Genomic DNA, 25,818 nt, shown 5'->3' with positions numbered 1-25,818 from the left:
GAAAGCGACGCCATGACAGACTCCCTTCTCTCCGTGCGCGACTTCTCCGTCGTGTACGACGTGGACCCGCCCGTCGCGGCGGTCAAGAACGTCTCCCTCGACATCAAGCGCGGCGAGATCGTCGGTCTCGCCGGCGAGAGCGGCTGCGGCAAGACGACCCTGGCGTACGGGGTCCAGCGCCTGCTCAAGCCGCCGGCCGTGATCACCGGCGGCAGCGTCGTCTTCCACGACGAGGGCGGCGACGACATCGACATCAACGCCCTCGACGCGGAGCAGATGCGCCGCTTCCGCTGGGACAAGACCTCCATGGTGTTCCAGGGCGCGATGAACGCCCTCAACCCGGTCGCCACGATCGGGTCGCAGCTCGAGGACGTCTTCCTCGTGCACCGCCCCGAGATGAGCCGGGCCGAGCGCAAGGCGGCGGTGGCCGAGCTGCTGGAGATCGTCAAGGTGGGCGGCCAGCGGATGCGCTCCTACCCGCACGAGCTCTCCGGCGGCATGCGCCAGCGCGTGATGATCGCCATGGCGCTCGCCCTCCGGCCGCAGCTCATGGTGATGGACGAGCCGACGACCGCGCTCGACGTGCTCGTGCAGCGCGAGATCCTCAAGCAGATCTCCCAGCTCCGCCACGACTTCGGGTTCTCCGTCGTCTTCATCACCCACGACCTCCCGCTGCTGCTGGAGATCAGCGACCGGATCGCGATCATGCGCGACGGCGAGATCGTGGAGCTCGCGACCGCCGAGCAGATCTGGACGAACCCGCAGCACGAGTACACGCAGAAGCTGCTGCAGTCGTTCCCCCGCCTCACGGGAGAGAGAGGAGTGGTCGTCCGATGACCACGCTCGAGTTCAAGAACGTCACCAAGATCTACAACGTCCGTGGCTCCGGGCAGCTGAAGGCGCTGGACGACGTCAGCTTCACGCTGGGCCAGCGGCAGACGATCGGCCTGGTCGGCCAGTCCGGCAGCGGCAAGTCCACGATCGCGAAGATCCTGACCCAGCTGGAGACGCCGACGAGCGGGCAGGTGCTGCTGGACGGCGCCCCGATCCCGCGCTCGGGCAAGCGGCTGCGGCAGTACCGCCAGCAGCTGCGGATGGTCTTCCAGGACCCGTTCGCCTCGCTGAACCCCTCGCACACGATCCGGCACCACATCGAGCGCCCGCTGCGCCTGGACCACGTCGTCCCGAAGGGCGAGGTGGACGACGAGGTGCGCCGCCTGCTGCGCCGCGTCCAGCTGGACGCGGACGCCGTGATCGACCGCCGTCCGCACGAGCTCTCCGGAGGCCAGCGGCAGCGCGTCGCCATCGCCCGCGCCCTCGCCTCCCGGCCGACGCTGCTGGTGGCCGACGAGCCGGTGTCGATGCTCGACGTGTCGCTGCGCGTCGGTGTGCTGAACCTGCTCGCCGACCTGCAGCGCGAGGAAGGGCTCGGGGTGCTCTACATCACCCACGACCTGGCCACCGCGCGGCACTTCAGCGACGAGATCATCGTCCTCAACCAGGGCAGGATCGTCGAGCACGGCCCCGCCGACGACGTGATCCTGCGTCCGAAGGACCCGTACACGCGCGAGCTCCGCGCCGCGTCGCCCGACCCCGAGAAGCACTTCGGTGCTCTGACCGCCCAGACTGCAGGAGGTGCGCAGTGAGTGCCGAGACGACGACGTCCGCCGGCCTGACCTCGGCCGATTCCGTTCCCGTCGACCCGACCCTCGTCGGCACGACCGCGACCAGGGCCGAGGGCCGTGGGCCGCGCGTACCGTGGCGGTTCATCGGCGGCCGCGTGGCCTTCTACGTGTTCACCCTGTGGGCGGCCATCACGATCAACTTCTTCATCCCGCGCCTGATGAAGGGCGACGCCGTCTCCTCCTACATGGCGCGCAGCCAGGGCCAGCTGACCCCGGACGCCGAGAAGGCCCTGCGGCTGCTGTTCGGCGTCGACAAGTCGGTGCCGCTCTGGCAGCAGTACCTCGACTACTGGAACATGCTGCTGCACGGCAACCTCGGGGTCTCCATCTCGACGGGTATGGCGCCCGTGGGCGACGCGATCGCCTCCGCCCTGCCGTGGACGCTCGGCCTGGTCGGCTTCGCCACCGTGGTCTCCTTCCTGATCGGGACGAGCCTCGGCGCGGTGATCGGCTGGAGGCGCGGCGGCAAGCTGGACGTCTTCATCCCGATCACGACGTTCCTCGGCACGATCCCGTACTTCTGGCTCGGACTGATCTTCATCGCGATCTTCTCCAGCACGCTCGGCTGGTTCCCTGCCGGCCACGCGTACGAGCTGGGCGTCGACCCGGGCTGGAACGCCGACTTCATCGGCCAGGTCGTCTCCCACGCCGCGCTGCCGATGGCCACCATCGTGGTCGTCTCGGTCGGCGGCTGGGTGCTCGGCATGCGCAACATGATGCTGACGGTGCTGGACGAGGACTACATCACCGTGGCGCAGGCGAAGGGCATGCCTGACCGGCGCGTGCTGTGGCGGTACGCCGCCCGCAACGCGGTGCTGCCGCAGATCCAGAGCTTCGCGCTCGCGCTCGGCTTCATCGTCAGCGGCACGATCGTGATGGAGATGGTGTTCTCCTATCCCGGCATCGGCCTGCTGCTGCTCAACGCGACCAACGCGAAGGACTACGCGCTCATGCAGGGCATCTTCCTCGTGCTCGTCCTTGCCGTGCTGATCGCGAACATCATCGCGGACATCGCGTACGCCATCCTCGACCCGCGCACCCGCCAGACGGAGGCCTGATCATGACCCTGCCGCAGACTGCATTCGTCCAGGCTCAGACGCCGGAGCCGCTCGCGCCGAAGAAGACCACCTTCTGGTCGCAGCTCAAGGCCTCCCTGGCCATGTTCAGCAACCCGAAGTCGGCCACCGGCCTGATCATCCTGGGCGTGTTCGTGCTGGTCGCGATCTTCGCCCCGCTGATCGCGCCGTACGACCCGGAGGCGCAGAACCTGAAGGAGACCCTGCAGCCGCCGTCGTTCGCGCACCTGCTCGGCACGACCCACATCGGCCAGGACGTCTTCAGCCAGCTCGTCTACGGCACGCGCGGCGTGCTCGTCGTCGGCTTCCTGGCGACGATCATGGCCACGGTCGTCGCGATCGTCGTCGGCGTGACCGCCGGCTACCTGCGCGGCTGGAAGAGCGAGTCGCTGTCGGCGCTGTCGAACGTGTTCCTCGTCATCCCGGGCCTGCCGCTGATGATCATCGTCGCGTCGCAGTTCCAGGACCCGCCGCTGGCGCTCATCGCGGCCGTGCTCGGGCTGACCGGATGGGCGTGGGGCGCGCGCGTGCTGCGCGCGCAGACCATGTCGCTGCGCAACCGCGACTTCATCCAGGCCGCGCGGGCGAACGGCGAGCCGCTGCACCGCGTGATCCTGGTGGAGATGCTGCCGAACCTGCTGGCGATCATCGCCTCCAGCTTCGTCGGCACCATGACCGCCGCCGTGCTCGGTCTGACCACGCTCGCGTTCATCGGTGTCATCCCGGTGTCCAACCTGAACTGGGGGACCATCCTGTTCTGGGCGCAGCAGAACAACGCGTTCCCGGACTACTGGTGGTGGTATGTCCCGGCCGGCCTCTGCATCGCGCTGCTCGGCGTCTCCCTCGCCCTGATCAACTTCGGCATCGACGAGTACGTGAACCCGCGCCTGCGCTCGGCGGGCGAGCGGGCCCGTGCGATGAAGCGCAAGGGCATGAACCTCAACGCCGCCGTCACCCAGGTGCGCACCACCTCGACCACGACAGCCTCGACCCCGGCCGCCTCGGCTGCAGCCTCCCCGGAAAGCAACACTGTATGACCTCGCTCCTCCCGTCCACGACCACCGAACCAGCAGAGGAGACCCTTCCGTACCAGGACCCGTCGCTGACGACCGCCGAGCGCGTCGGCGACCTCCTCGGCCGCATGACGGTGGAGGAGAAGGTCGGGCAGATGCTCCAGCTCGACGCGCGCGACGACCTGGCGGACCACGTCCTGCGCCGCCACGTCGGCTCCATCCTGCACACCTCCCCGGAGCGCATCCTGGAGGCCAACCGGCTCACCGCGCAGACCCGGCTTCGGATCCCGCTGCTGGTCGGCGAGGACTGCATCCACGGCCACTCGTTCTGGCCCGGCGCCACGATCTACCCGACCCAGCTCGGTATGGCCGCGTCGTGGGACGCCGAGCTGATCGAGCGCGTCGCCCGCGCCAGCGCGGAGGAGGTCGCCGTCACCGGTGTGCACTGGACCTTCTCGCCCGTGCTGTGCATCGCCCGCGACCTCCGCTGGGGCCGGATCAGCGAGACCTTCGGCGAGGACCCGTTCCTCATCGGCGAGCTCGCCAGCGCCATGGTCCGCGGCTACCAGGGCAGCGGGCTGGACGACCCGACCGCGATCCTCGCCACCGCCAAGCACTTCGCCGGCTACTCGGAGACGCAGGGCGGCCGCGACGCGAGCGAGGCCGACATCTCGCGGCGCAAGCTGCGCAGCTGGTTCCTGCCGCCGTTCGAGCGGGTCGCCCGCGAGGGCTGCCGCACGTTCATGCTCGGCTACCAGAGCACCGACGGCGTGCCGATCACGGTCAACGACTGGCTGCTCAGCGAGGTGCTGCGCGGCGAGTGGGGCTACACCGGCACGCTCATCACCGACTGGGACAATGTCGGCCGCATGGTCTGGGAGCAGAAGATCCAGCCGGACTACGCGCACGCCGCCGCGGCCGCCGTGAAGGCCGGCAACGACATGGTGATGACGACCCCGCACTTCTTCGAGGGCGCTCTGGAGGCGGTCGCGCGCGGGATGCTCGCGGAGGACGCCTTCGACGCCGCGGTCGCCCGCATCCTGACGCTGAAGTTCGACCTCGGCCTGTTCGAGGACCCACGCCTCCCGTCGCCCGACCTGGACCTGGTGGTCGGCAGCGCGGAGCATGCCGAGCTCAACCTCGAGATCGCGCGCCGCTCGATCGTGCTGCTGGAGAACGACGGCACGCTGCCGCTGGCCGCGTCCTCGCCCCTCCGCGTCGCGCTCGTCGGCCCGCTCGCCGACGACGCGCAGACCCAGCTCGGCGACTGGGCCGGCGGCTCCGGCCAGGCCGGCTGGCTGGACGGCCAGCCCCGCGAGATGATCACGACGGTCCTCGACGGCCTGAGCGCCATCGGCGGCTGGACCGTCACGCATGCCCGCGGCGCCGACATCCTCACGCTGGAGGACGACCCGCGCGGCTCGACCTTCCCGGACGGCCAGCCACGGCCTCCCGTGGTCGTGCCGTGCGTGCCGGACGAGCGCTTGATCGCGGAGGCCGTCGCCGCGGCAGAGGCGTCCGATGTGGTGGTCGCCGTCGTCGGCGACCGCATCGAACTCGTCGGCGAGGGCCGCTCCACCGCGACCCTGGAACTGATCGGCGGCCAGATCGCGCTGCTGGACGCGGTGATCGCGACCGGGAAGCCGGTGGTGGTGGTGCTCCTGGCCTCCAAGCCGCTCGTGCTGCCGCCGTCGGTCGCGCGTGCCGCGGCCGTGCTGTGGGCCGCGAATCCCGGCATGAAGGGCGGCCAGGCTCTGGCGGAGATCATCGCGGGCGAAGTGGAGCCGTCCGGCCGCCTCCCGATCTCCTTCGCCCGTCACGTCGGCCAGCAGCCGACCTACTACAACCAGATCCGCGGCCAGCACGGCGACCGGTACGCCGACCTCACCCAGTCGCCCACGTGGGCGTTCGGCGAGGGCCTGTCCTACACGACGGTGACGTATGAGGACCTGACGCTCGCCGCCACGTCGCTCGCTCTCGGCGACGTCATCGACGCGTCGGTGACGGTGACGAACACGGGTGCGCGCCCGGTGCGCGAGACCGTGCAGGTGTACGTGCGCGACCAGGTCACGAGCGTGAGCTGGGCCGACAAGGAGCTGAAGACGTACCGCCAGGTCGACCTGGCGCCGGGGGAGTCGGCGCGGGTGCGCCTGACGCTGCCGGTGGCCGAGTGCACGATCGTGGACGCGGCGGGGGAGCGGCGTGTGGAGGCGGGCGGGTTCGAACTGCTCGTGGGGCCGTCGTCGCGGGATGAGGTGCTGCTGGGGGCGGGGTTCGAGGTCCGCTGAGATACGCCCGCGGGCGCGGCGCCGGCCGTCAGGCGCCCGCGGGCGTGCTGGACGGGCCGGCGTCGGGCTCGCCGTCGTACTCGTCCCCGACGCGGACCTCGTCGAACACCCCGTGCGACACGACCGCGTGACCGTGATGGCGACCGTCGTCGATGTCGAGTACCCAGCTGTCCGGGGTGACGACGACGTGCTCGCCGCGGCCGCCGTTCGCGGCGAAGCTGCCGTGCGCGGGCGAGAATCGCTTGGCTGTGATGAGGCCATGCATCCGCGTCGAGCGCCGGATGTTGCGCTGCATGAGCCAGAACACGATGACGCAGAACACGGCGAAGGCTCCGAACGGGATGAGCACCGGGGTCACGGTGCTCACCCTAGCGAGGCCTGACCCCGGCGCTTCCGGACCCGGCGGGACGGTGCTAGCTTACATTTAGTAAGCACGCTGATTACCTGCCTGGAAAGGGACTCGCCGTGACCGGAACCCGCACGCGCTGGCTCGGACTGGTGTTCATCAGCGTCGCCGTGGCGCTCATCATCGTGGACTCCACGATCGTCAACGTCGCCATCCCCTCCATCGTCACGGAGCTGAAGGTCGACTCCACCGGCGTGCAATGGATCCAGGAGTCCTACACGCTGGTCTTCGCCTCCCTGCTGCTGGTGTTCGGCACCCTCGCCGACCGGTTCGGGCGCAGGCGCATCCTCCTCATCGGCGTCACGGTCTTCACGCTCGCCTCCGTGGCGGCGGCGCTGGCGCCGACCGGTGCGTTCCTCATCGGCTCGCGGCTGGTGCAGGGCGTCGGCGGCGCGATGATCCTGCCCACGACGCTCTCGCTGATCAACGCGACGTTCCGGGGTCGCGAGCGGGCGATCGCGTTCGCCGTCTGGGGGTCCACCATCGGCGGGATGACCGCCCTCGGACCGCTGCTGGGCGGCTGGCTGACGACGGCGTTCTCCTGGCGGTGGGCGTTCGGGATCAACGTACCGCTCGGGGTGATCATCGTGGTGGGCGTGCTCGCCACGGTCGCGGAGTCGCGCGACACCGCGCACGCGGGGCGGGTGGACTGGCTCGGTGCTCTGCTGTCGGTGGTCGCGAGCGCGAGCCTGGTGTTCGCGCTGATCGAGGGCCGCACCTACGGGTGGTGGTTCGTCGACACGGCGCCGCGGATCGGCGACTGGACCTGGCCGTTCCAGCTGTCTCCCGTGCCGATCGCCTTCGCCGTCGCCGTGCTCGCGGGGATCGGGTTCGTGCTCCGCGGCCGCGCCAGGATGAAGGCGGGGAAGAGCACGATGCTGGCGCTCGGGCTCTTCCGCATCCCGTCGTTCCGCAACGGCAACATCGCCGCCATGATCGTCTCGCTCGGCGAGTTCGGCATCATCCTCGCGCTGCCGATCTGGCTGCAGAACATCCTCGGCTACAGCGCACTCGACACCGGCCTCATCCTGCTCGCCCTCGCGATCGGCTCCTTCCTGGCCAGCGGTTTCGCCGGAGCCTTCGGCAACCGGATCGCGCCCGTCGTCATCGTCCGCATCGGGCTCGCCGCCGAGATCGTCGGGGTCGCCGGCCTCGGCTTCGTCATCTCGGACGCGACGCCGTGGGGAGCGCTGATCCCCTTCTTGTTCGTCTACGGCTTCGGTGTCGGGCTGGCGACGGCGCAGCTGACCGGGGTCGTCCTGAAGGACGTGCCGGTGGAGCAGAGCGGTCAGGGCTCCGGCACGCAGAGCACCGCCCGGCAGATCGGGTCGGCGCTCGGCATCGCGATCCTCGGCACCATCCTGTTCGGCACGACCAGCCTGGTCCTGGGCGCGAAGCTCGACGACCGCGGCGTCCCCGCGCAGCAGGCCGATCCCCTCGTCTCGGCGGTGGTCGACAGCTCGGGCGCGGCCATCGCCCGGCTGGAGGCCAACCCGCGCACGGCGCCGGTGGCCGCCGACGCCAAGGTCGCGTTCAGCGACGGCACCCGGTACGCGGCGTTCTCGGCCGCCGGATTCCTGGTGGTGGGTCTCCTGGCGACCCTGTCGCTGGGCGGGGCGTCGGGAGGCGGGGCGGCGAGGACCGCCGAACCGGAGGAGCGGGACGATCCGGCCCGCGAGGAGCAGACCACATGAGCGCCGGGCAGGCGGCCCCGCGACCGGCGACAGCCCGTCAGCAGAGCACCGCCGACGACATCGCGTTCGCGCTGGAGCAACTGCTCGATCGGTTGGACCGCCCGCCGACGCTCGAGGAGGTCCAGGCCATCACGGCCGACCTCGGCCGCCGCGAGCGCTCGGTGCTGGCGCAGTTCTTCACCCGGCTGAGCGCCGCGTCGTAGCCGCTCCGGGGCGCCCCGGCGTCAGTCGCGCGCCTCCTGCACGTCGCGTGCCTTCAGCGTCCGGTACGTGGTCACCGGATGCGTGCCCAGCACGATCTTGCCGCGCGCGTGCAGGTTCTGGAGGTCGTCGTACGCCGAGGCGAGCTCGGTCAACGGGTAGTACCCGGAGATGAGCAGGGTGAACGCGTGCTCGTCGGCCAGGTGGGCCAGTCGCGCCAGCAGAGCGGTCGCGTGCGCGACGGAGTCCGGGTCGTCCTGCAGCAGGCTCAGCTCGGTCTCGCGGCGGTCCGCGCTCGACCGGTAGCGCGACGCGGGCACGCCGAGCGCTTCGGCGAGGGCACGGCCGTCCTGCCCGAAGTTGTCGATCAGGACGGTGACGCCGTCGGGGGCCAGCTCGCGGATCCGCTCCTCGATCCCGGCGCCGTATGTCACCGGCCGGATGCCGACCTGCCGGAGGTAGTCGAAGTTGCGCTCGCCGCAGGTGCCGATGACGCGGGCGCCCCGTTGCTTCGCGAGCTGCGCCTCGATGCTGCCCACTCCGCCGGCCGCGGCGGAGATCACCACCGTGTCGCCCGGTCCGACGCGGAGGTCGTCCAGGGTGTCGAGCGCGGTCGCGCCGGCGAGGAACAGGCCGCCTGCGGTCTCCCAGCTCACGCTCGGGGGTTTGCGGACGAGGGCGCCGACGGGGGCGATGACGTGCGACGCGTGCGCACCCTGGCGCAGGTGGCCGATCACCTCATCGCCCCGGCGGAACCGTCCGTCGGCGTCGCCGGCCACGACGATTCCGGCGAAGTCGCTTCCGGAGCCGCGCGGGAACGGCACGTCGGCCCACGCCTCCTCCCGTCCGCTGCGGATGAAACCGTCGATGTGGTTGACGCCGGCCGTCACGACCTCGACGAGGACCTCGTCGTGGCCGGGTGACGGCATCCGCCTGGTGCGCTGCTGAAGGACCTCGACCTCGCCGTTCCGGTCGTACTCGAAGGTCGTCATCTCGTCGTGCCTGCTCACCGTCGCCCTCCTTCGCCGCGGTCGGTCCGTGCACTGCCGAGAATATCGCTAGCCAAGTAAGAATCTATACAATCTACGTTTCTTCACAGCTTGGCCGAAGACGTGCCGTCGTCCGCCGCGAACGGGACGCTCCCGGCGCTGCAGTACGAGCCGGGGCTGTGCACGGTGTGGGCGATCCGCAGCTCGGTCTCGTCGTCGCCGCTCGAGGCGGGGCGGAGGCTGTCGGAGATGTGCCACTGGAACCCGTCGGCGCCCGGATTCGCCCGCTCGTGCTCCCGCAGTGCGACGGGGACGAGCCGCAGGCGCCGGTCGATCCACTCGGCGTCCCAGGGGCCCTCGTCGATGATCTGCCCTGCGGCGCGGAACTCGTAGTAGATCGTGCGCCGCAGGCGGTTGCCGACGACAGCCTCCGACCCGTGGACCACCATCACGTCGTGCACGAGGACGTCGCCGGGCTCCAGTTCGGCCTGGATCACCCCCGGGGCGTCCCAGCCGTACTCCTCCTCGAGCTGGCAGACGTCGACGGGCGCCTTGTGCGAGCCGGGCGCCACGCGCAGCGCCCCTTCGCCCGCGCGCGACGGGTCCAGGTAGACGTCGATGTTGAAGATGCGTCGCGTGCGCGGATGCACGGCGTCCTGGTGCCAGTTGATCGCGGCGCCGTCGCCGGCCTTCTTGAACACCAGAGACTCGTAGGTGGGGACGAAGTCGGGCCCGGCCAGGCTCTCGGCGATGCCGAGCACCGCCGGGGAGCCGAGGAGTTCCAGCGACGCCGCCTGGTTCTTGTTGTGCAGGTAGTCGACGCGGAACATCACACGCCCGGTCGGCCGTTCGGCGTACGTGTAGTCGGCGCCGCGTCCGTCGTCCGCGGGGAGGGCCGCGCCGTCCGCGATCCACTGGTCGGCTGCGTCCTGCAGCCGCGTCAGCAGTTCAGCGGGGATGCGGTTGCGGAGGATCAGGTAGCCGTCCTCGTCGAAGCGGGCGATCTCCTCGTCGGTCAGGTGGTACGGGCGGGTGGGAATCGGTGTCTGGATTGTCATGACTCCGACGGTAGGGAGGATGATCGCAGAGTTCTTCCTATGATCGAGAGCGTGATGTCCGGAAAAATGATGTCCCCTGCCGCTGGAGACCCGTCGTCGTTCGGCTTCTCCGTGTGGCGGGGCGCGCCGGGGTCGATGGAGCGCGCGCACACGCACGACGATGTCGAGCTGAACGTGGCCACCGGCAGTCTGGAGTACGTGATCCGCGGCGAGCGGGTGGTCGTCCCGCCCGGCGTCGTCCTGCTGTTCTGGGCGTCGCAACCGCACCAGCTGGTGGGCTTCGAGCGGGACGCGGAGGTCACCTGGCTCACCGTTCCGCTTCGCACGCTGCTCGGCTGGCAGCTGCCGGCCGGCTTCGTCGAACGCTTCCTCCGCGGCGGGCTCACGCTCGTGGAACCCGGCGCCGGGTCGTTCGACGCCGCAGCCCTGGATCGATGGCGGCACGAGCTCGCGGAGGGCGGCTTCGCAGCCGAGACGGCGCGCAAGGACATCGAGGTGCACGTGCGCCGCGTCGCCGTCTCCGCGGGGGAGGCCCAGCGGGACGGCGGCGCGGGCGCCGACGGCGATCGCGCCGCAGCGGTGGTGGCGCGGATGGCCGCGTTCGCCGCGGAGAATGCGCACCGCAACCCGCGCGTCGCCGAGGTCGCGGCAGCCGTCCACCTGCATCCGCAGTACGCGATGACGCTGTTCAAGCGGGTGCTCGGAGTCTCCATCGGCAGCTATCTGACCACCTGCCGCATCCACGACGCGCAGCGGCTGCTGGTGACGACGACCGATCCCGTCGCGCTCGTCGCCGAGAAGGTCGGCTACGGCTCGCTCAGCCAGTTCTACGACAAGTTCCGCCAGGTGACAGGCTGCAGTCCGGCGGTCTATCGTCGGGGACGGGTCGAGAGCGGCTGAGGAGGCCGCCTCGGCGCACGGAGTCAGATGATGGTCAGCAATACCGAACGCCTCGCCAGCCGGCTGCTGGAGTCCGCCCGCGTGCACGAGCAGGCGTCGCACCGGATCGCGCCCACCGACGACATCGAGGCCGTCCGGGCCCAGATCCGCCGATCCGCCCGGGAGGCCGGCATCCGCATCCGCACCGGGATCGTCGACGGCGCTCTCGTCGTGGTCCGTGCGGACGCCGCGCTGTGGCACGAACCCACGTCGGTCATGCGGGCGAAGCTGACTCCGGGCGACTAGCGCGCCGCACGGGGCAGCGGCCGGCTCACGCCGAGCGCCGCCACACGACGGTGGTGCCGAGGATCGTCCCGTCGGCCGGTGTGTCGAGTCGAGCGATCTGGTCGAGGACGAGCTGCGCCGCGGCCCGGCCGAGTTCGGTCGCCGGCTGGTGGACGGTCGACAGCGCGGGCTGGCAGCGGAGGGCCCACGCACTGTCGTCGAAGCCGACCACGCCGATGTCGCCCGGCACGCTCTTGCCCGCCTCACGCAGGGCGTCCAGTGCGCCGGCGGCGATCGCGTCGGAGGCGGCGAAGACGCCGTCGATGTCGGGCTCGCGCTCCAGCAGCTCCCGCATCCCCTCGACGCCGGCGCCGTGGCTGTACAGCGGGAACTCGACGACCAGCTCGGGATCGTAGAGCTCGCCGAGCGCCTCCCGGAAGCCCGCCAGCCGGTCGCGACCGGAGTCGCGGTCGAGCGCGCTGGCGATCATGCCGACCCGCCGGCGGCCGGTCGCGACCAGGCGCTCGCTGATGGATCGCGCCGCGCCGACGTTGTCGATGCCGACGTAGGCGATGCCTTCGATGCCCGGTGGGTGCCCGACGAACGCCGCCGGGATGCCGATCGCGGCGACGGCCTGGCCGATCGGGTCGCCGGCGCGCGCGGAGATGATGATCACGCCGTCCACGAAGCCGCCGCGGAGGTATTCGGCGACGCGGTCGCTGTCGCGCGTCGAGTCGATGATGAGCGTGACGAGCTGGTAGTCGGCCTGGGAGAGCACGGCGTTGATGCCCAGGAGGATGGTGCCGATGTTCGGGTCCTCGAGGAACAGCGAGTGCGGCTCGTGGACGATCAGGGCGACGGCGCCGGACCGGCGCGTCTTCAGGTTGCGTGCTGCCGTGTTCGGCACATAGCCGACTTCCACGATCGCAGACTCGACTGCGGCCCGCGCTTCGGGGGAGACGTACGGCTCGCCGTTGATGACGCGCGACACCGTGCCCCGCGACAGCCCGGCGGCCCGTGCGACATCGTGGATCGTCGCTGCGCGCGGGCGGGCCGCCTCGGAGGTCATACCGTCACTTTAGCTTGACAACGGCACGAGACGGCGCATAGTCTGTGCACGTTCCCAGACCGTTTCGGTTTGTTCAGTTCCGGATGGTCTGGGAACGTTCACAGATTTGACGAGGAGGTCACGATGTCGTCGAGCAGCACGATCGGCTCCGCCCTTGCGGCGCTGACGGCGTCGGGGCGCGCGGAGAGCCGGCTGGCGTTCGGGTGCGACTACAACCCCGAGCAGTGGGACCCGTCGGTCTGGGCCGAGGACATCCGCCTGATGCGCGAGGCAGGCGTGACCATCGTCGCCATCAACGTGTTCGGCTGGGCGCAGATCCAGCCCCGGCCAGACGTCTTCGACTTCTCCGGCCTGGACGCGATCATCGAGCTGCTGCACGAGGCGGGCATCGGGATCAACCTCGGCACCGGAACCGCCTCCCCGCCGCCCTGGCTCAGCACGAAGCACCCCGAGATCCTGCCGGTCGACGCGGACGGCGTGCGGGCGTGGCCCGGCGGCCGACAGGCGTACTGCCCCAGCTCGCCGGTCTTCCGCGCTGCGGCTCAGCGCCTGGCGACCGAGGTCGTCACCCGGTACGGATCGCACCCCGCCGTCCAGCTCTGGCATGTCTCCAACGAGCTCGGCTGCCACAACGCGCACTGCTACTGCGACGTCTCCGCTTCGGCCTTCCGGGACTGGCTCCGCGCCAAATACGGGACGGTCGATGCGCTCAACACGGCGTGGGGCACCACCTTCTGGAGCCAGCGCTACGGAGCCTGGGAGGAAGTCCTCCCGCCGCGGCACACGCTCTCCGCCGGGAACCCGGCCCAGGCGCTCGACTTCGCGCGGTTCAGTTCCGACGAGGTGCTCGAGTGCTACCGGATGGAGGAGCGGATCATCCGCCGGCTCAGCTCCGTGCCGGTGACGACGAACTTCATGGTGACCGCGCACATCCGCAACCAGGACTACTGGCAGTGGGCCCCGTACATGGACGTGATCGCCAACGACCACTACCTCGACCACCGCCTCCCGGACCCGCACCAGGAGCTCTCCTTCGCCGCCGACGCGACGCGCGGTCTCGCGGGCGGAGATCCGTGGCTGCTCATGGAGCAGGCGACCGGCGCCGTCAACTGGCAGCCGCGCAACATCACGAAGGTGCCAGGCGAGCTGATGCGGAACACCTTCGCCCACGTCGCGCGCGGCGCCGACGGAGTCTGCTTCTTCCAGTGGCGGGCCTCTGCGCAGGGCACGGAGAAGTTCCACTCCGCGCTGCTCCCGCACGCCGGCACGGACAGCCGCAAATGGCAGGAGGTCCTGGAGCTGAGCCGGGCGCTGGGCTCCGTGCGTGAGCTGGCCGGCACCCGGGTCGTCGCCGATGTCGCGCTGGTCTTCAGCTGGGAGGCGTGGTGGGCCACCGACCTCGACTCGCACCCCTCGGAGGAGCTGCGCTACCTGGAGCAGGTGCACGCCGCCTATCGCGCGCTCTGGGAGGCGGGCATCACCGTCGACATCGTGCGCCCCGGGGCCGACCTCTCGGCGTACCGGACGGTGGTGGCGCCCTCGCTCTATCTCGTCCGCGACGACGAGGTGAAGGCCGTGACGGACTTCGTCGCGGGCGGCGGAACCGCCGTCATCACCTTCTTCTCCGGGATCGTCGACCAGGACGACCGCGTGCGGCTCGGCGGTTACCCCGGCGCCTTCACGAACCTCCTCGGCCTCCACGTCGACGAGTTCTTCCCGCTCGCCGCCGGCGGCAGCGTGACCCTGGACGACGGGGCCACCGGAACCGTCTGGAGCGAGCACATCGTGCCGGGCGCCGCCGATGTCGTCGCGACCTACGCGGACGGACCGCTCCCCGGCTCGCCCGCGGTCACCAGGAACACCTTCGGCGGCGGCTCGGCCTGGTATGTCGGCACGGCGCTCGACCGGCCCCACCTCAGCGGCCTGCTCGCGCGCGCCGCGCAGGAGGCGGGCGTCGACGTTCCGGCCGACCACGGGGACGGAGTCGAGCAGGTGCTGCGACGCGGGCCCGACGCCGACTACCGCTTCTACATCAACCACAGCGACGAGACCCGGCCTGCCCGGGCCGCGGGACTCGAACTGCTCACCGGCGCGGCCGTCGACGGGCTGGAGCTCCCGCCCGGCGCCGTCCGCGTCGTGAAGACGAAACGCGAAGAGTGAGGAAGGACAGCCGATGACGACGATGTCACCCCCGACGGCGACCACCACGAGCACACGGACAGGACGGTCGCGGCGCCGCACAGCGAGCCTGTGGCGCGCCGTGCTGATCTTCGTGGCCCCGTTCGGGATCCTGTATGCGCTCTTCTACGCGGTCCCGATCGGATACGCGATCTACCAGTCGCTGCTGACCGTGCAGCGGCAGGGCACCTTCGGCCCGGCCACCCAGGTCTTCGGCGGCCTCACCCAGTACGTGCAGGTCTTCCAGGACACGGCGTTCTGGGGCTCCGTCGGACGGGTCCTGATCTTCGGCGTCGTGCAGGTGCCGGTGATGCTGCTGCTGGCCCTGGTCTTCGCGCTGCTGCTGGACTCCCCGCTGCTGCGCGGCAAGAAGTTCTTCCGGCTGGCGTTCTTCGCCCCGTACGCCGTCCCCGGCGTGATCGCGGCGATCATGTGGGGCTTCCTCTACTCGCCGTCGCTGTCGCCGTTCAGCGACCTGACCAAGAACGTGGACTTCCTCGGCGCCGACCTGGTGCTCTGGTCGATCGCGAACATCGTCACCTGGGTCTACGTCGGCTACAACATGCTGATCATCTACTCGTCGCTCCTGGCCATCCCGCAGGAGATCTACGAGGCGGCGAAGCTGGACGGCGCGAACAACTGGCAGGTCGCCGTCCGCATCAAGATCCCGCTGGTGATGCCGGCGATCATCCTCACCGCCGTCTTCTCGATCATCGGCACGCTCCAGCTGCTCGCCGAGCCGCAGACCCTGCGCTCGTTCAGCACGGCGATCAACAGCACGTACACGCCGAACCTCGCGGTCTACACGACGGCGTCGATCCCGAACTACAGCCTGGCGGCCGCGATGTCGGTCGTGCTGGCGCTGTTCACCTTCGTGCTCTCGTTCGTGTTCCTGCGACTGACCAACAGGAGGGCGTTCGCATGACCACCATCACCGAGGCGACCCGCCGCATCAAGCGCAGCGACGCCGCTCCCCGCGGGGCGGGCCGCGAGAACCCGGTCTCCCGTATCGGCGCCATGCTCGTCATGGCCGTGTTCACCTTCTACTTCCTGATCCCGATCTGGTGGCTGCTGGTCTCCTCCACCAAGACCCGCGGGGAGTTCACCACCACCGCCGCGCTGTGGTTCACCCCGAACGGGTTCTCCACGCTGATCGGCAACATCGGCACGCTCTTCACCTACGATTCGGGCGTCTACGTGCACTGGGTGGTCAACAGCGTCCTGTATGCCGGGGTCGGCGCGTTCCTCGGCACCCTGATCGCCGGGATGTGCGGCTACGCGCTGGCCAAGTACCGGTTCCGCGGCCGCGAGGTGCTGTTCAACGTGGTGCTGGCGGGTGTGCTGGTGCCCGCCACCGCGCTGGCGCTGCCGCTGTTCCTGATCTTCTCCCAGGTGCAGCTCACCAACACCTACTGGTCGGTGTTCCTGCCCAGCATCGTGAGCCCGTTCGGGGTGTACCTGGCGCGGATCTTCGCCTCCGCCAGCGTGCCGGACGAGCTGCTGGAAGCCGCCCGCCTCGACGGCTCCGGCGAGGTGCGCACCTTCTTCACCGTCTCGGTGCGGCTGATGTCGCCCGCGCTGGTGACCATGTTCCTGTTCCAGTTCGTCGCGATCTGGAACAACTTCTTCCTGCCGCTGATCATGCTGCGGGACCAGACCCTGTTCCCGGTCACGCTCGGCCTCTACGCCTGGAACAGCTCGATCGGCCAGGCCCCGGAACTGCGATCACTGGTGATCGTCGGAGCCTTCGTGTCGATCATCCCGCTCATCGTCGCGTTCCTGAGCCTGCAGAGGTTCTGGTCCGGCGGACTGGCCGCGGGAAGCGTCAAGTAACCACACCGTTCACAATCACAAAAGGACACATGATGAAAGCACGCACCAGGATGGTCGCCGCCGCCGTCGGCCTCACCGCCGCGCTGGCGTTGACGGCCTGCTCCGGGCAGGGCGCCAGCAGCACGAGCACCGCGGCGTCGGGCGACTGCAAGCCCTCCTCCGGCAAGGTGAACCTCACCTTCACCACGTGGGTTCCCGGAATGGACAAGGTCGTCGACCTCTGGAACAGCAAGAACCCGAACATCCAGGTCAAGTTCCAGACCGGTCCCTCGGGCAACGCCGGCACCTACCAGAACTTCTTCAACCAGATCAAGGCGGGCAATGCGCCCGACCTCGGCCAGGTCGAGTACGACGCGCTGCCGAACTTCCGGGTCCAGGACGGCCTCACGAACATCGCCGCCTGCCAGTCGGTGAGCGGCGCCCAGAGCAAGTTCGTCGACTGGACCTGGAAGCAGGTCACCTTCGGCGAGAACAACGCCGTGTACGCCATCCCGCAGGACACCGGCCCGATCGCCCTGTTCTACCGCAAGGACCTCTTCCAGGCGGCGGGCATCCCGGTGCCGACCACCTGGGACGAGTACGCCAAGGACGCGGCCCTGATCAAGGCCAAGGGCGCCTACATCACCAACTTCCCGAAGACCGACGTCAACTGGTTCGCGGGCATGGTGTGGCAGGCCGGCGGCCAGTGGTTCAAGAACGACGGCAGCACCTGGAACGTCAACCTGACCGACGACAAGTCGACGCAGGTCGCGAACTACTGGCAGAAGCTGATCGACGCGGGCGAGGTCTCGAAGCTCGCCTCGTTCTCCGACGACTGGAACAAGTCGTTCGACGACGGCCAGCAGTGGACGTGGGTGTCCGCGGTCTGGGGTGCCTCGACCCTGGAGACCGGCGCTCCGAACACCGCGGGCAAGTGGGCCGTGGCCCCGATGCCGCAGTGGTCGGCGGGCGACAGCAAGGCCGGTGACTGGGGCGGTTCCTCCACCGCGGTCCTCAAGGGCTCCAAGCACCCGTACGAGGCGGCCAAGTTCGCGATGTGGCTGAACACCGACCCCGAGGCCCTCGCGCTGGAGAACAAGCTCGGCGGTCTGTACCCGGCGGCCAAGTCCGGCGCCGACCTGCCGGCCTTCACCTCCGGCCAGGCCTTCTACGGCGGCCAGAAGATCTACGACGTGTTCAAGCAGGCCTCCAGCCAGGTCGACCCGAACTTCACCTGGGGTCCGACCATGACGCAGACCTACACGGACGTGTCCGACGGCTTCGGCGCGGCGCTCGGCGGCTCCGGCACGCTGCTCGACGCGCTCAAGACCGGTCAGCAGAAGACGATCGACGCGCTGAAGGCCCAGTCGATCCCCGTGAAGGGATAGCCGCTCCCAGCCGCGTATTCCGGCTGCGCGCCGCGGGCGTCGAGGTTCTCCTCGGCGCCCGCGGTTCGGCGTTGCCGCGCCTCCCGCACTGGGGAGCCGGCCTCGGACCGGTCGGCGACCTCGAACCGTGCAGGTGACGGCGGTCGAGGCCGGCTGATACCGCGTCCGGTTCAGCGTCGGTACGGCTCGACCGTCATCCACCGGCCCGCGTGTGCGCCGAGCCGGTCGCTCTTGATCGGCCGGAGCCCGACGGCCGTCTCCGTCGGCGCCACCTGGAGCAGGTACTCCTCCCATTCGGCGGGATCGGACGGCGCGACGAGGTCCGGGTACAGCCCGCGATTGCGGCCGCTGAGCCGGATCGCGTAGCGCCCCCGCTCCGAGGCCGCCAGGTTGGGCGGCCGTTCGGCGGGGTCGACGGGTTCGATGTTGTCCAGCAGCAGCTCTCCGGTCGGGGCCTCGATCACGGCTTCCCCGACGACCTCCCACGCATCCGACCGGCCCGGCGGGAGCTCGCCGCGACCGTAGGCCTGAATCCGGAGCCGGAAGCATCCGAACGCGATCCCGGTGAACGCGAGCAGCGACGTCGTCTGCCGCATGAACACCTCTGAGGTCTCGATCGGCATCGGATCGCCGTGCTCCTCGCCGGTCAGGATCCCGAAGCACCCGCCGTCCACGACGTGGCGGAAGACGCCCTCCAGGTCGATGACCGGGTCGTTCCCGCTGAGATCGGCCACGCGCTCAGGCTACAACCGCGCCGCGATGCACGACCACCACTGGGACGACAAACCGATCTCCGCGCTCCGCGGTCACAGTCCGTAATCTGTGCTGTCTCGGCTCGCCGGGTGCCGCGTATCCTGCCTCGCGATCACCCCCGACAGGCGATGACGAGATGAGGCGCAGTGTCCGATCGAGAAACCGAGCGACGACGAGCCCTGGTGTTCTTCGTGGGTTTGAGTTCGTGTCTCATTCTGGTCGCCGTCGCGAGTCTGACGCTCTCGCCTGCGGCCGCGGCGCCGGGAGTCACCGTCTCTGCGCTGGTGCTGCTGGCCGGGTCCGCCTACGGCTTGGTCGCGTCGATCGTGCTGCTGGCACGGCGCCGCGGCGTTGCGACGTCCGACAGTGGGACGCCGGCGTCGGAAAGCGCGGAGAAGTAGCGGTTCCGGGCGATGGCGACGAGTTCCCAGTCCGTCATCCGGTCGGGGTGGAGCAGGGGCTCCGTGACGATGTCTGCTGCCGACCGCTGGGCGAGCCGGTGAAAGTATCCGGGTGCGAGGAGGTAGCTGGCGGCGACGACGCGTCCCGGGCCGTCGGCCGCAGCCCGGGCGACCGCGCTGTCGAGGGACGGCTGCGCCGCGCTGAGGAAGCCGACGGTCACCGGGCGCAGGCACGCGACGCCGAGGAGCAGGCCGGCTTCCAGCCCGTCGTCGACGCCCGCGCGGTCGCTCGACCCTGCGGCAGCGAGCACGATGCGGTCGTCCCTGCCGAGTCCGGCCTCCTGGAGCCGGCGCCGCAGGATCTGCGCGAGCCGTGGGTCGGGGCCGAGCGCCCCGGCGACGATGGCGCGCTCCCCGAACGGCGCCGCGGCCTTCCGGAGGTCGTGTCCGAGGTGGTAGCCGCGGGACAGCAGGAGCGGCACGATCACGACCGTCGCTTCGGCCGGGAGGGCCGCCAGTGCGGAGGGGACGTCGGGCTGCTGGACGTCGACGAACGCATGGGCGGCGACCTCCGCGTCGACGGCGTCGTGGACCGCCTCGGCGAAGCGCGAGACCGCCCGCTGGCCCAGCGAGTCGGAGGTGCCGTGCGACACGGTGAGAATGGCGATCATGGCGGCTCCGGTGGTCGGGGATGGCGGGGCGGACGCGCCTCGGCCAGGCTCGTCCAGGATGCCTGAGCACCCATACACGATTTCTGGATTGCGTCCATTTATTACCTCCGCCCTTCCGTCGCGTCGTGAGTCCGGCCTAGGTTCCCTACTCGATCCGCCCCGCAGCGGAGGAGGGAATTCCCGTGACGATCTCGGAACAGCACACCGCACGGACGGCCGCTCGGCCGCGCCGGTCGGACGCCCGGCCGAACGGCCAGTGGGCGGTCGACGGGAAAGCGCCGCTGAACGGCAACGAGGCCTGGAAGCAGGAGGACGGCGGTCTGGCCGTCCGCGAGCGCATCGAGCGCGTCTACGCCGACGGCGGCTTCGCCTCCATCGACCCGACCGACCTGCACGGCCGCTTCCGCTGGTGGGGGCTCTACACGCAGCGCAAGCCCGGCATCGACGGCGGCAAGACCGCGACCCTGGAGCCGCATGAGCTCGAGGACGAGTACTTCATGCTGCGAGTCCGGATCGACGGCGGCCAGCTCACGACCGGGCAGCTGCGGACCATCGCGGGGATCTCGACCGAGTTCGCGCGCGACTCCGCGGACCTGACCGACCGGCAGAACATCCAGCTGCACTGGATCCGGGTGGAGGACGTGCCGGAGATCTGGCGGCGGCTGGAGTCCGTGGGCCTCAGCACCACGGAGGCGTGCGGCGACGTGCCGCGGGTCTTCCTCGGCTCGCCGGTGGCGGGTATCGCAGCGGACGAGCTGATCGACCCGACGCCGCTCATCCAGGAGATCGCCGACCGGTTCCTCGGTGACCCGGAGCTGGCCAACCTGCCGCGCAAGTTCAAGACCGCGATCAGCGGCCACCCCAGCCAGGACGTGGTCCACGAGATCAACGACGTCTCGTTCGTCGTGGTCGAGCATCCCGAGCTGGGCGTCGGCTTCGACCTGTGGGTCGGCGGCGGCCTCTCCACGACGCCGCGGCTGGCCGAGCGGCTGGGCGCGTTCGTCCCGGCCGAGCGGGTTCCGGAGGTCTGGCACGGGGTCGTGCAGATCTTCCGCGACTACGGCTACCGCCGGCTGCGCAACAAGGCCCGGCTGAAATTCCTGCTCGCCGACTGGGGAGTGGAGAAGTTCCGCGAGGTGCTGGAGACCGAGTACCTGGAGTCGCCCCTCGCGGACGGCCCGGCCCCGGCGGCGCCGACGACCGCGGGCGACCACGTCGGCGTCCACCGGCAGAGGGACGGCCGCTACTTCATCGGTGTCACGCCGTTCGTCGGCCGGGTCTCCGGCACGACCCTCGGGCAGCTCGCCGACCTCCTGGAGCGGCACGGCTCGACCCGGCTGCGGACCACCCCGCACCAGAAGATCCTGGCCCTCGACATCCCCGAGGACGCCGTCGAGCAAGTGGTCGCCGAACTCGACGACATCGGGCTGAGCGCCAAGCCGAGCGTGTTCCGCCGCGGCACCATCGCCTGCACCGGCATCGAGTTCTGCAAGCTCGCGATCGTGGAGACGAAGGTCACCGCGACCGTCGCCGTCCAGCAGCTGGAGGACCGGCTCGCGGGCCTCGACCTGCCGACGCCGCTCAGCCTGCACGTCAACGGCTGCCCGAACTCCTGCGCTCGCATCCAGACCGCCGACATCGGACTGAAGGGCCAGCTGCTCCCGGACGGGAACGGCGGCCAGGTCCCCGGATTCCAGGTGCACCTGGGCGGCGGGCTCGCCTCCCGCGATCGCGACGAGGCCGGCCTCGGCCGCACGGTCCGCGGCCTGAAGGTGACGGCCGACGGGATCGCCGACTACGTGGAGCGCGTCGTGAGGCGCTTCCTCGCCGACCGCGGCGACACCGAGACGTTCGCCGAATGGGCGCACCGAGCCGACGAGGAGGCGCTGCAGTGACCGCGACCAATCTGGGCAGCCTGCCCGTCCGGCCCGCCGGACTCCGTCAGGTGGACGAATTGCGCACTCTCGCCGAGCGCGGTGCCCGCGAGCTGGAGGACGCGACGGCCGAGCAGATCGTCCGCTGGGTGGCCGACAACTTCGCCGTCGAGCGCACGGCCGTCGCCTGCTCGATGGCCGACGCCGTCCTCCCGCATGTGGTCGCCTCCGCGCTTCCGGGCGTGGACGTGCTGTTCCTCGACACCGGCTACCACTTCGTGGAGACCTACGGCACCCGCGACGAAGTCGCCCGCGCGCTGGACGTGCGCGTGGTCGACCTGAAGCCGAAGCAGACCGTCGCCGAGCAGGACGCCGAGTTCGGCGCCGAGCTGTTCGCCCGCGACCCCAACCTGTGCTGCGCCCGTCGCAAGGTCGAGCCGCTGCAGCGCGCGCTCACCGGCTACGAGCTCTGGTTCACAGGCGTCCGCCGCGAGGAGGCGCCGACCCGCACCGCCACGCCGTTCGTCTCGTGGGACGAGAAGAACGGCCTGGTGAAGGTCAACCCGCTCGCCGCGTGGACGTTCGACGAGCTCCTGGACTACGCGACCGCGAACGCGGTGCCGCTGAACCTGCTCCTGTCCAACGGGTACCCCTCGATCGGCTGCGAACCGTGCACCAAGCCGGTGGCCGAGGGGGAGGACCCGCGCTCGGGCCGCTGGGCCGGGTTGGCCAAGACCGAATGCGGGCTGCACCAGTGAGCGCCGTCCTGAGCGCGACGCCGGCGGCCTCCCTCGACCTCATCGACCAGCTGGAGGCGGAGTCCATCCACATCATCCGCGAGGTCGTCGCGGAGTTCGAGCGGCCGGTGCTGCTGTTCTCCGGAGGCAAGGACTCCGTGGTGGTGCTGCACCTGGCCGCGAAGGCGTTCTGGCCGGCGCGCGTGCCGTTCTCGCTGCTGCACGTGGACACCGGGCACAACTTCCCGGAGGTCCTCGACTTCCGCGACGCGACCGCCGAGCGGTTCGGCATCCCGCTGGCGGTCGCCCGCGTGCAGGACTACATCGACGACGGCCGGCTCACCGAGCGCGCCGACGGCACCCGCAACCCGCTGCAGACCGTCCCGCTGCTCGACGCGATCGAGGCCGGGCGCCACGACGCCGTGTTCGGCGGAGCCCGCCGCGACGAGGACAAGGCGCGGGCCAAGGAGCGCATCCTGTCGCTGCGCGACGGCTTCGGCCAGTGGGATCCGCGCAACCAGCGGCCGGAGCTGTGGAGCCTGTACAACGGCCGGCACACGCCCGGCCAGCACGTGCGGGCGTTCCCGATCAGCAACTGGACCGAGCTCGACGTCTGGCGCTACATCGAGCGCGAGGGCATCGAGCTGCCACCGCTCTACTACGCGCACGAGCGCGAGGTGTTCGCCCGCGACGGGATGTGGCGCGCGATCGGCCCGGTCTCCCCGTCCGACCGCGGCGAGACCGTCGAGCGGCGGCTGGTGCGCTACCGCACCGTCGGCGACATGAGCTGCACGGGCGCCGTCGAGTCCGACGCGCGCGACGTGGCCGCGGTGGTGCGGGAGGTCGCGGCCTCCACTCTCAGCGAGCGCGGCGCCACCCGCGCCGACGACCGCATCTCCGAGGCCGCGATGGAAGACCGGAAACGGCAGGGATACTTCTGATGACTCTTCTCGACGACGACACCCGCACGGGCGCCCACCCAGCGACACCGACGGCGGCGACCGGTGCCGCGACCCGCGGCACGCTCTTCCGCTTCGCCACCGCCGGCTCGGTGGACGACGGCAAGTCGACTCTCGTCGGCCGGCTGCTGCACGACTCCAAGGCGATCCTGTCCGACCACCTCGCGGCGGTCGAGCGCACCTCCCGGGAGCGCGGCTTCGGCGGCGAGGCCGGCGGACTCGACCTCGCCCTGCTGACCGACGGATTGCGCGCCGAGCGCGAGCAGGGCATCACGATCGACGTGGCGTACCGCTACTTCGCCACCGACGCCCGGTCGTTCATCCTCGCCGACTGCCCTGGCCACGTGCAGTACACGCGCAACATGGTCACCGGCGCGACCACCGCCGACGCGGTCGTGCTGCTGGTCGACGCCCGCAACGGCGTGCTGGAGCAGTCCCGCCGCCACCTCGCGGTCATCAGCCTGCTGCGCGTGCCGCACGTGATCGTCGCGATCAACAAGATCGACCTGATCAGCTTCAACGCTGACCGGGTGCGGCAGGTGACGGAGGAACTGGTCGCGGTGACGACGGAGCTCGGCATCGCCGACCTCCACGTCATCCCCGTGTGCGCGGTCGACGGCGACAACGTCGCCGAGCGGTCCGCGCGAACGCCCTGGTACGACGGCCCGGCGCTGCTCGAACTCCTGGAGGCGCTGCCCAGCGCCGACCGGCTGGAGGCTGCGACCGACCCGCTCCGGCTGCCCGTCCAGCTCGTGCTCCGGCCGCAGGGCGCCCTCGCGCCCGGCCTGGACGCGACCGAGTACCGCGACTACCGCTCGGCGGCCGGCCGCATCGCCTCCGGCGCCGTGCACGTGGGCGACCGGGTCAGCGTCCACCCCGGAGGCGCGACCTCGGTCGTGACCCGGATCGACGTCGCCGGCCGCAACGTGGACTCCGCCGTCGCCCCGCAGTCGGTCGCGGTCAGCCTGGCCGACGATCTCGATCTCGCCCGCGGCGCCCTGCTCGGCGCGGCCGGCACCTTGCCGGAGCCGCGCTCGGCGATCACCGCCGAAGTGTTCTGGCTGGACCCCTCTCGCGGAGTCGCCGGCGCCCGGCTGCTGCTGAAGTGGGGGACCGCGACCGTCCAGGCGCGACTCACCGCGATCGAGGGCCGCCGCGACCTGACGTCGCTGCGGGTCGTGGCGGCCGAAGCCCTGGAGGTCAACGACATCGGCCACGTCGCCCTCCAGCTCGCCGAGGCGCTCCCGGTGGAGCCGTACGCGGCCAACCGCGAGACCGGCGCCTTCCTGCTCATCGACCCGCAGTCCGGCGCGACCCTCGCCGCCGGCATCGTCTCCTGAAAGGACCCCGCATGCGCACCTCGCTCCGCACAGCCGCCGTCCTCGCGCTCGCAGCGGCCACCGCCGCCCTCACCGGGTGCGCGGCCTCCGCCGCCAGCGCCGACGCCGCCCCGGCAACGACCATCCGCGTGGGCTACTTCGACAACGTCACCCACGCGCCCGCGCTGGTCGGCATCCACGACGGTCTGCTGCAGGACGCGCTCGGCAAGACGAAGCTGCAGACCACGCAGTTCAACGCCGGTCCTGCGGAGATCGAGGCGCTCAGCGCAGGCGCGATCGACGCCGCCTACATCGGCCCGAGCCCGGCGATCAACTCCTACCTGAAGAGCGCGGGCCAGTCGCTCAGGATCGTCTCCGGCGTCGCGACCGGAGGCGCAGCGCTCGTCGTGAAGAGCACCATCACCTCGCCCGGCCAGCTCCGGGGGAAGACCATCGCGACCCCGCAACTCGGCAACACCCAGGACGTCGCCCTGCGCTACTGGCTGACCAAGCAGGGCCTGCGCACCTCGCTGACGGGAGGCGGCGATGTCACCGTCTCGCCGACCGACAACGCGCAGGCGCTCACCCTCTTCCAGGCCGGGAAGATCGACGGCGCGTGGGTGCCGGAGCCGTGGGTGTCGCGGTTCGTGCTCGACGGGAACGCGTCCGTCCTGGTCGACGAGACGTCGCTGTGGCCCGGCGGCACCTTCCCGACGACCGTGCTCGCGGTCTCCACGGCGTTCCTGAAGGCGCACCCCCAGACGGTGAAGGCGCTCGTGAAGGGCAACGCCGACGCGGTCGCCGCGCTGAAGGACCCCGCCACGGTCGGCAACGACATCAACGCGCAGCTCAAGACGGACACCGGCAAGGAGCTGCCGACCGGTGTGCTCGTCCGGGCGCTCGACCACGTCGCCTTCGACACCGACCCGGACGCCGGCGCGTTCCCGACCCTGGTCGCGCACGCGAACGCGGTCGGACTGGCGACGAAGGGCTCGCTGAAAGGCCTCTTCGACCTGACCGCCCTGAACACGGTCCGCAGCGCCGCCGGCCAGCCGGCGGCCTCGGCAGGCGGCCTGGGGTAGG

General features: G+C 70.6%; 24 protein-coding genes. 18 read left to right on the top strand and 6 right to left on the bottom strand.

The window, feature by feature from the left end; translation table 11 throughout:
• The first annotated feature begins 12 nt into the window (after window positions 1-12).
• From F1C12_RS08890 to F1C12_RS08870, 5 genes are read left to right on the top strand one after another with little or no spacing between them, the layout of a single operon-like run.
• Window positions 13-837 (top strand): ABC transporter ATP-binding protein, encoded by an 825-nt coding sequence (locus F1C12_RS08890; protein ID WP_185278394.1) that lies wholly within the window; start codon window positions 13-15, stop codon window positions 835-837.
• On the top strand, window positions 834-1,646 hold the full coding sequence (locus F1C12_RS08885; RefSeq protein WP_185278393.1) for an ABC transporter ATP-binding protein: 813 nt from the start codon (window positions 834-836) through the stop codon (window positions 1,644-1,646). Before F1C12_RS08890 ends, F1C12_RS08885 begins: the two co-directional genes overlap by 4 nt.
• Window positions 1,643-2,743 carry an ABC transporter permease gene (locus tag F1C12_RS08880; protein WP_374939563.1) on the top strand — a complete coding sequence of 367 codons (1,101 nt, stop codon included), beginning with the start codon at window positions 1,643-1,645 and terminating at the stop codon, window positions 2,741-2,743. The genes F1C12_RS08885 and F1C12_RS08880 overlap by 4 nt, the downstream gene beginning before the upstream one ends.
• 2 nt (window positions 2,744-2,745) lie before the next feature.
• Window positions 2,746-3,798 carry an ABC transporter permease gene (locus F1C12_RS08875; RefSeq protein ID WP_185278392.1) on the top strand — a complete coding sequence of 351 codons (1,053 nt, stop codon included), beginning with the start codon at window positions 2,746-2,748 and terminating at the stop codon, window positions 3,796-3,798.
• Window positions 3,795-6,062, top strand: a complete 2,268-nt coding sequence (locus F1C12_RS08870; RefSeq protein ID WP_185278391.1) for an exo-beta-d-1,3/1,6-glucosidase — start codon at window positions 3,795-3,797, stop codon at window positions 6,060-6,062. The genes F1C12_RS08875 and F1C12_RS08870 overlap by 4 nt, the downstream gene beginning before the upstream one ends.
• A gap of 28 nt (window positions 6,063-6,090) precedes the next feature.
• Here F1C12_RS08870 and F1C12_RS08865 read toward each other — a convergent pair whose 3' ends face one another.
• On the bottom strand, window positions 6,091-6,420 hold the full coding sequence (locus F1C12_RS08865) for a hypothetical protein (protein WP_185278390.1): 330 nt from the start codon (window positions 6,418-6,420) through the stop codon (window positions 6,091-6,093).
• A 107-nt stretch (window positions 6,421-6,527) separates the two neighbouring features.
• Here F1C12_RS08865 and F1C12_RS08860 point away from each other — a divergent pair, with 107 nt between their 5' ends.
• Both F1C12_RS08860 and F1C12_RS08855 read left to right on the top strand, forming a co-directional pair.
• Window positions 6,528-8,162, top strand: a complete 1,635-nt coding sequence (locus F1C12_RS08860) for a DHA2 family efflux MFS transporter permease subunit (RefSeq protein WP_185278389.1) — start codon at window positions 6,528-6,530, stop codon at window positions 8,160-8,162.
• Entirely contained in the window at window positions 8,159-8,365 is a 207-nt protein-coding gene (locus F1C12_RS08855) for a hypothetical protein (protein ID WP_185278388.1), read from the top strand. Before F1C12_RS08860 ends, F1C12_RS08855 begins: the two co-directional genes overlap by 4 nt.
• A gap of 21 nt (window positions 8,366-8,386) precedes the next feature.
• Here the strand turns inward: F1C12_RS08855 and F1C12_RS08850 are convergent, their stop codons facing one another.
• Together F1C12_RS08850 and F1C12_RS08845 are read right to left on the bottom strand one after the other, a co-directional pair.
• Window positions 8,387-9,373, bottom strand: coding sequence for an NADP-dependent oxidoreductase (locus F1C12_RS08850; RefSeq protein WP_258046192.1), 987 nt, complete (start codon window positions 9,371-9,373; stop codon window positions 8,387-8,389).
• Between the two features lie 83 nt (window positions 9,374-9,456).
• Window positions 9,457-10,410: a phytanoyl-CoA dioxygenase family protein gene (locus F1C12_RS08845; protein WP_185278387.1), complete on the bottom strand. Its 954-nt coding sequence runs from the start codon at window positions 10,408-10,410 to the stop codon at window positions 9,457-9,459.
• Window positions 10,411-10,449: 39 nt separating this feature from the next.
• Between F1C12_RS08845 and F1C12_RS08840 the strand changes: the two genes are divergently transcribed.
• Together F1C12_RS08840 and F1C12_RS08835 are read left to right on the top strand one after the other, a co-directional pair.
• Window positions 10,450-11,310, top strand: a complete 861-nt coding sequence (locus tag F1C12_RS08840) for a helix-turn-helix domain-containing protein (RefSeq protein ID WP_185278386.1) — start codon at window positions 10,450-10,452, stop codon at window positions 11,308-11,310.
• A gap of 27 nt (window positions 11,311-11,337) precedes the next feature.
• Window positions 11,338-11,595 carry a hypothetical protein gene (locus F1C12_RS08835; protein ID WP_185278385.1) on the top strand — a complete coding sequence of 86 codons (258 nt, stop codon included), beginning with the start codon at window positions 11,338-11,340 and terminating at the stop codon, window positions 11,593-11,595.
• 25 nt (window positions 11,596-11,620) lie between these two features.
• Here the strand turns inward: F1C12_RS08835 and F1C12_RS08830 are convergent, their stop codons facing one another.
• Window positions 11,621-12,643 (bottom strand): LacI family DNA-binding transcriptional regulator, encoded by a 1,023-nt coding sequence (locus F1C12_RS08830; protein ID WP_185278384.1) that lies wholly within the window; start codon window positions 12,641-12,643, stop codon window positions 11,621-11,623.
• 123 nt (window positions 12,644-12,766) lie between these two features.
• On the opposite strand from F1C12_RS08830, the gene F1C12_RS08825 reads away from it, so the two are divergent.
• The 4 genes from F1C12_RS08825 to F1C12_RS08810 are packed head-to-tail and all read left to right on the top strand — an operon-like array spanning window position 12,767 to window position 18,021.
• Window positions 12,767-14,803 (top strand): beta-galactosidase, encoded by a 2,037-nt coding sequence (locus F1C12_RS08825; protein WP_185278383.1) that lies wholly within the window; start codon window positions 12,767-12,769, stop codon window positions 14,801-14,803.
• A gap of 13 nt (window positions 14,804-14,816) precedes the next feature.
• A complete protein-coding gene (locus F1C12_RS08820) occupies window positions 14,817-15,746 on the top strand; it encodes a carbohydrate ABC transporter permease (RefSeq protein WP_258046191.1) in 930 nt (309 codons plus the stop codon).
• Window positions 15,743-16,654 carry a carbohydrate ABC transporter permease gene (locus tag F1C12_RS08815; protein WP_219732694.1) on the top strand — a complete coding sequence of 304 codons (912 nt, stop codon included), beginning with the start codon at window positions 15,743-15,745 and terminating at the stop codon, window positions 16,652-16,654. Before F1C12_RS08820 ends, F1C12_RS08815 begins: the two co-directional genes overlap by 4 nt.
• A gap of 32 nt (window positions 16,655-16,686) precedes the next feature.
• Entirely contained in the window at window positions 16,687-18,021 is a 1,335-nt protein-coding gene (locus F1C12_RS08810; protein WP_185278858.1) for an ABC transporter substrate-binding protein, read from the top strand.
• Window positions 18,022-18,191: 170 nt separating this feature from the next.
• Here the strand turns inward: F1C12_RS08810 and F1C12_RS08805 are convergent, their stop codons facing one another.
• On the bottom strand, window positions 18,192-18,755 hold the full coding sequence (locus F1C12_RS08805; RefSeq protein ID WP_185278382.1) for a hypothetical protein: 564 nt from the start codon (window positions 18,753-18,755) through the stop codon (window positions 18,192-18,194).
• A 323-nt stretch (window positions 18,756-19,078) separates the two neighbouring features.
• Complete coding sequence (locus F1C12_RS08800) at window positions 19,079-19,846, bottom strand: sirohydrochlorin chelatase (RefSeq protein WP_185278381.1); 768 nt, start codon at window positions 19,844-19,846, stop codon at window positions 19,079-19,081.
• Between the two features lie 182 nt (window positions 19,847-20,028).
• On the opposite strand from F1C12_RS08800, the gene F1C12_RS08795 reads away from it, so the two are divergent.
• From F1C12_RS08795 to F1C12_RS08775, 5 genes are read left to right on the top strand one after another with little or no spacing between them, the layout of a single operon-like run.
• Window positions 20,029-21,741 carry a nitrite/sulfite reductase gene (locus tag F1C12_RS08795; RefSeq protein WP_374939562.1) on the top strand — a complete coding sequence of 571 codons (1,713 nt, stop codon included), beginning with the start codon at window positions 20,029-20,031 and terminating at the stop codon, window positions 21,739-21,741.
• Window positions 21,705-22,478 (top strand): phosphoadenylyl-sulfate reductase, encoded by a 774-nt coding sequence (locus F1C12_RS08790; protein WP_185278380.1) that lies wholly within the window; start codon window positions 21,705-21,707, stop codon window positions 22,476-22,478. Before F1C12_RS08795 ends, F1C12_RS08790 begins: the two co-directional genes overlap by 37 nt.
• Window positions 22,460-23,398: a sulfate adenylyltransferase subunit CysD gene (gene cysD / locus F1C12_RS08785; RefSeq protein ID WP_185278379.1), complete on the top strand. Its 939-nt coding sequence runs from the start codon at window positions 22,460-22,462 to the stop codon at window positions 23,396-23,398. Before F1C12_RS08790 ends, cysD begins: the two co-directional genes overlap by 19 nt.
• Complete coding sequence (locus F1C12_RS08780; RefSeq protein WP_185278378.1) at window positions 23,398-24,756, top strand: sulfate adenylyltransferase subunit 1; 1,359 nt, start codon at window positions 23,398-23,400, stop codon at window positions 24,754-24,756. Before cysD ends, F1C12_RS08780 begins: the two co-directional genes overlap by 1 nt.
• Before the next feature lie 11 nt (window positions 24,757-24,767).
• Window positions 24,768-25,817: an ABC transporter substrate-binding protein gene (locus F1C12_RS08775; protein ID WP_185278377.1), complete on the top strand. Its 1,050-nt coding sequence runs from the start codon at window positions 24,768-24,770 to the stop codon at window positions 25,815-25,817.
• Window position 25,818: the final 1 nt, after the last annotated feature.

Source organism: Leifsonia shinshuensis (genome assembly GCF_014217625.1).
Lineage (GTDB): Bacteria > Actinomycetota > Actinomycetes > Actinomycetales > Microbacteriaceae > Leifsonia > Leifsonia shinshuensis_A.
The sequence above is the reverse complement of the archived record's forward strand: the minus strand, read 5'-3'. Positions and strand labels throughout refer to the sequence as shown.

Excerpts from the sequence above, each read along its gene's own strand:
- F1C12_RS08890 (WP_185278394.1), top strand. The coding sequence starts at position 13 with ATGACAGACTCCCTTCTCTCCGTGCGCGACTTCTCCGTCGTGTACGAC.
- F1C12_RS08885 (WP_185278393.1), top strand. The coding sequence starts at position 834 with ATGACCACGCTCGAGTTCAAGAACGTCACCAAGATCTACAACGTCCGT.
- F1C12_RS08875 (WP_185278392.1), top strand. The coding sequence starts at position 2,746 with ATGACCCTGCCGCAGACTGCATTCGTCCAGGCTCAGACGCCGGAGCCG.
- F1C12_RS08870 (WP_185278391.1), top strand. The coding sequence starts at position 3,795 with ATGACCTCGCTCCTCCCGTCCACGACCACCGAACCAGCAGAGGAGACC.
- F1C12_RS08855 (WP_185278388.1), top strand. The coding sequence starts at position 8,159 with ATGAGCGCCGGGCAGGCGGCCCCGCGACCGGCGACAGCCCGTCAGCAG.
- F1C12_RS08845 (WP_185278387.1), bottom strand. The coding sequence starts at position 10,410 with ATGACAATCCAGACACCGATTCCCACCCGCCCGTACCACCTGACCGAC.
- F1C12_RS08840 (WP_185278386.1), top strand. The coding sequence starts at position 10,450 with ATGATCGAGAGCGTGATGTCCGGAAAAATGATGTCCCCTGCCGCTGGA.
- F1C12_RS08835 (WP_185278385.1), top strand. The coding sequence starts at position 11,338 with ATGATGGTCAGCAATACCGAACGCCTCGCCAGCCGGCTGCTGGAGTCC.
- F1C12_RS08830 (WP_185278384.1), bottom strand. The coding sequence starts at position 12,643 with ATGACCTCCGAGGCGGCCCGCCCGCGCGCAGCGACGATCCACGATGTC.
- F1C12_RS08825 (WP_185278383.1), top strand. The coding sequence starts at position 12,767 with ATGTCGTCGAGCAGCACGATCGGCTCCGCCCTTGCGGCGCTGACGGCG.
- F1C12_RS08820 (WP_258046191.1), top strand. The coding sequence starts at position 14,817 with ATGACGACGATGTCACCCCCGACGGCGACCACCACGAGCACACGGACA.
- F1C12_RS08815 (WP_219732694.1), top strand. The coding sequence starts at position 15,743 with ATGACCACCATCACCGAGGCGACCCGCCGCATCAAGCGCAGCGACGCC.
- F1C12_RS08810 (WP_185278858.1), top strand. The coding sequence starts at position 16,687 with ATGAAAGCACGCACCAGGATGGTCGCCGCCGCCGTCGGCCTCACCGCC.
- F1C12_RS08800 (WP_185278381.1), bottom strand. The coding sequence starts at position 19,846 with ATGATCGCCATTCTCACCGTGTCGCACGGCACCTCCGACTCGCTGGGC.
- F1C12_RS08790 (WP_185278380.1), top strand. The coding sequence starts at position 21,705 with ATGGGCGCACCGAGCCGACGAGGAGGCGCTGCAGTGACCGCGACCAAT.
- cysD (WP_185278379.1), top strand. The coding sequence starts at position 22,460 with ATGCGGGCTGCACCAGTGAGCGCCGTCCTGAGCGCGACGCCGGCGGCC.
- F1C12_RS08780 (WP_185278378.1), top strand. The coding sequence starts at position 23,398 with ATGACTCTTCTCGACGACGACACCCGCACGGGCGCCCACCCAGCGACA.
- F1C12_RS08775 (WP_185278377.1), top strand. The coding sequence starts at position 24,768 with ATGCGCACCTCGCTCCGCACAGCCGCCGTCCTCGCGCTCGCAGCGGCC.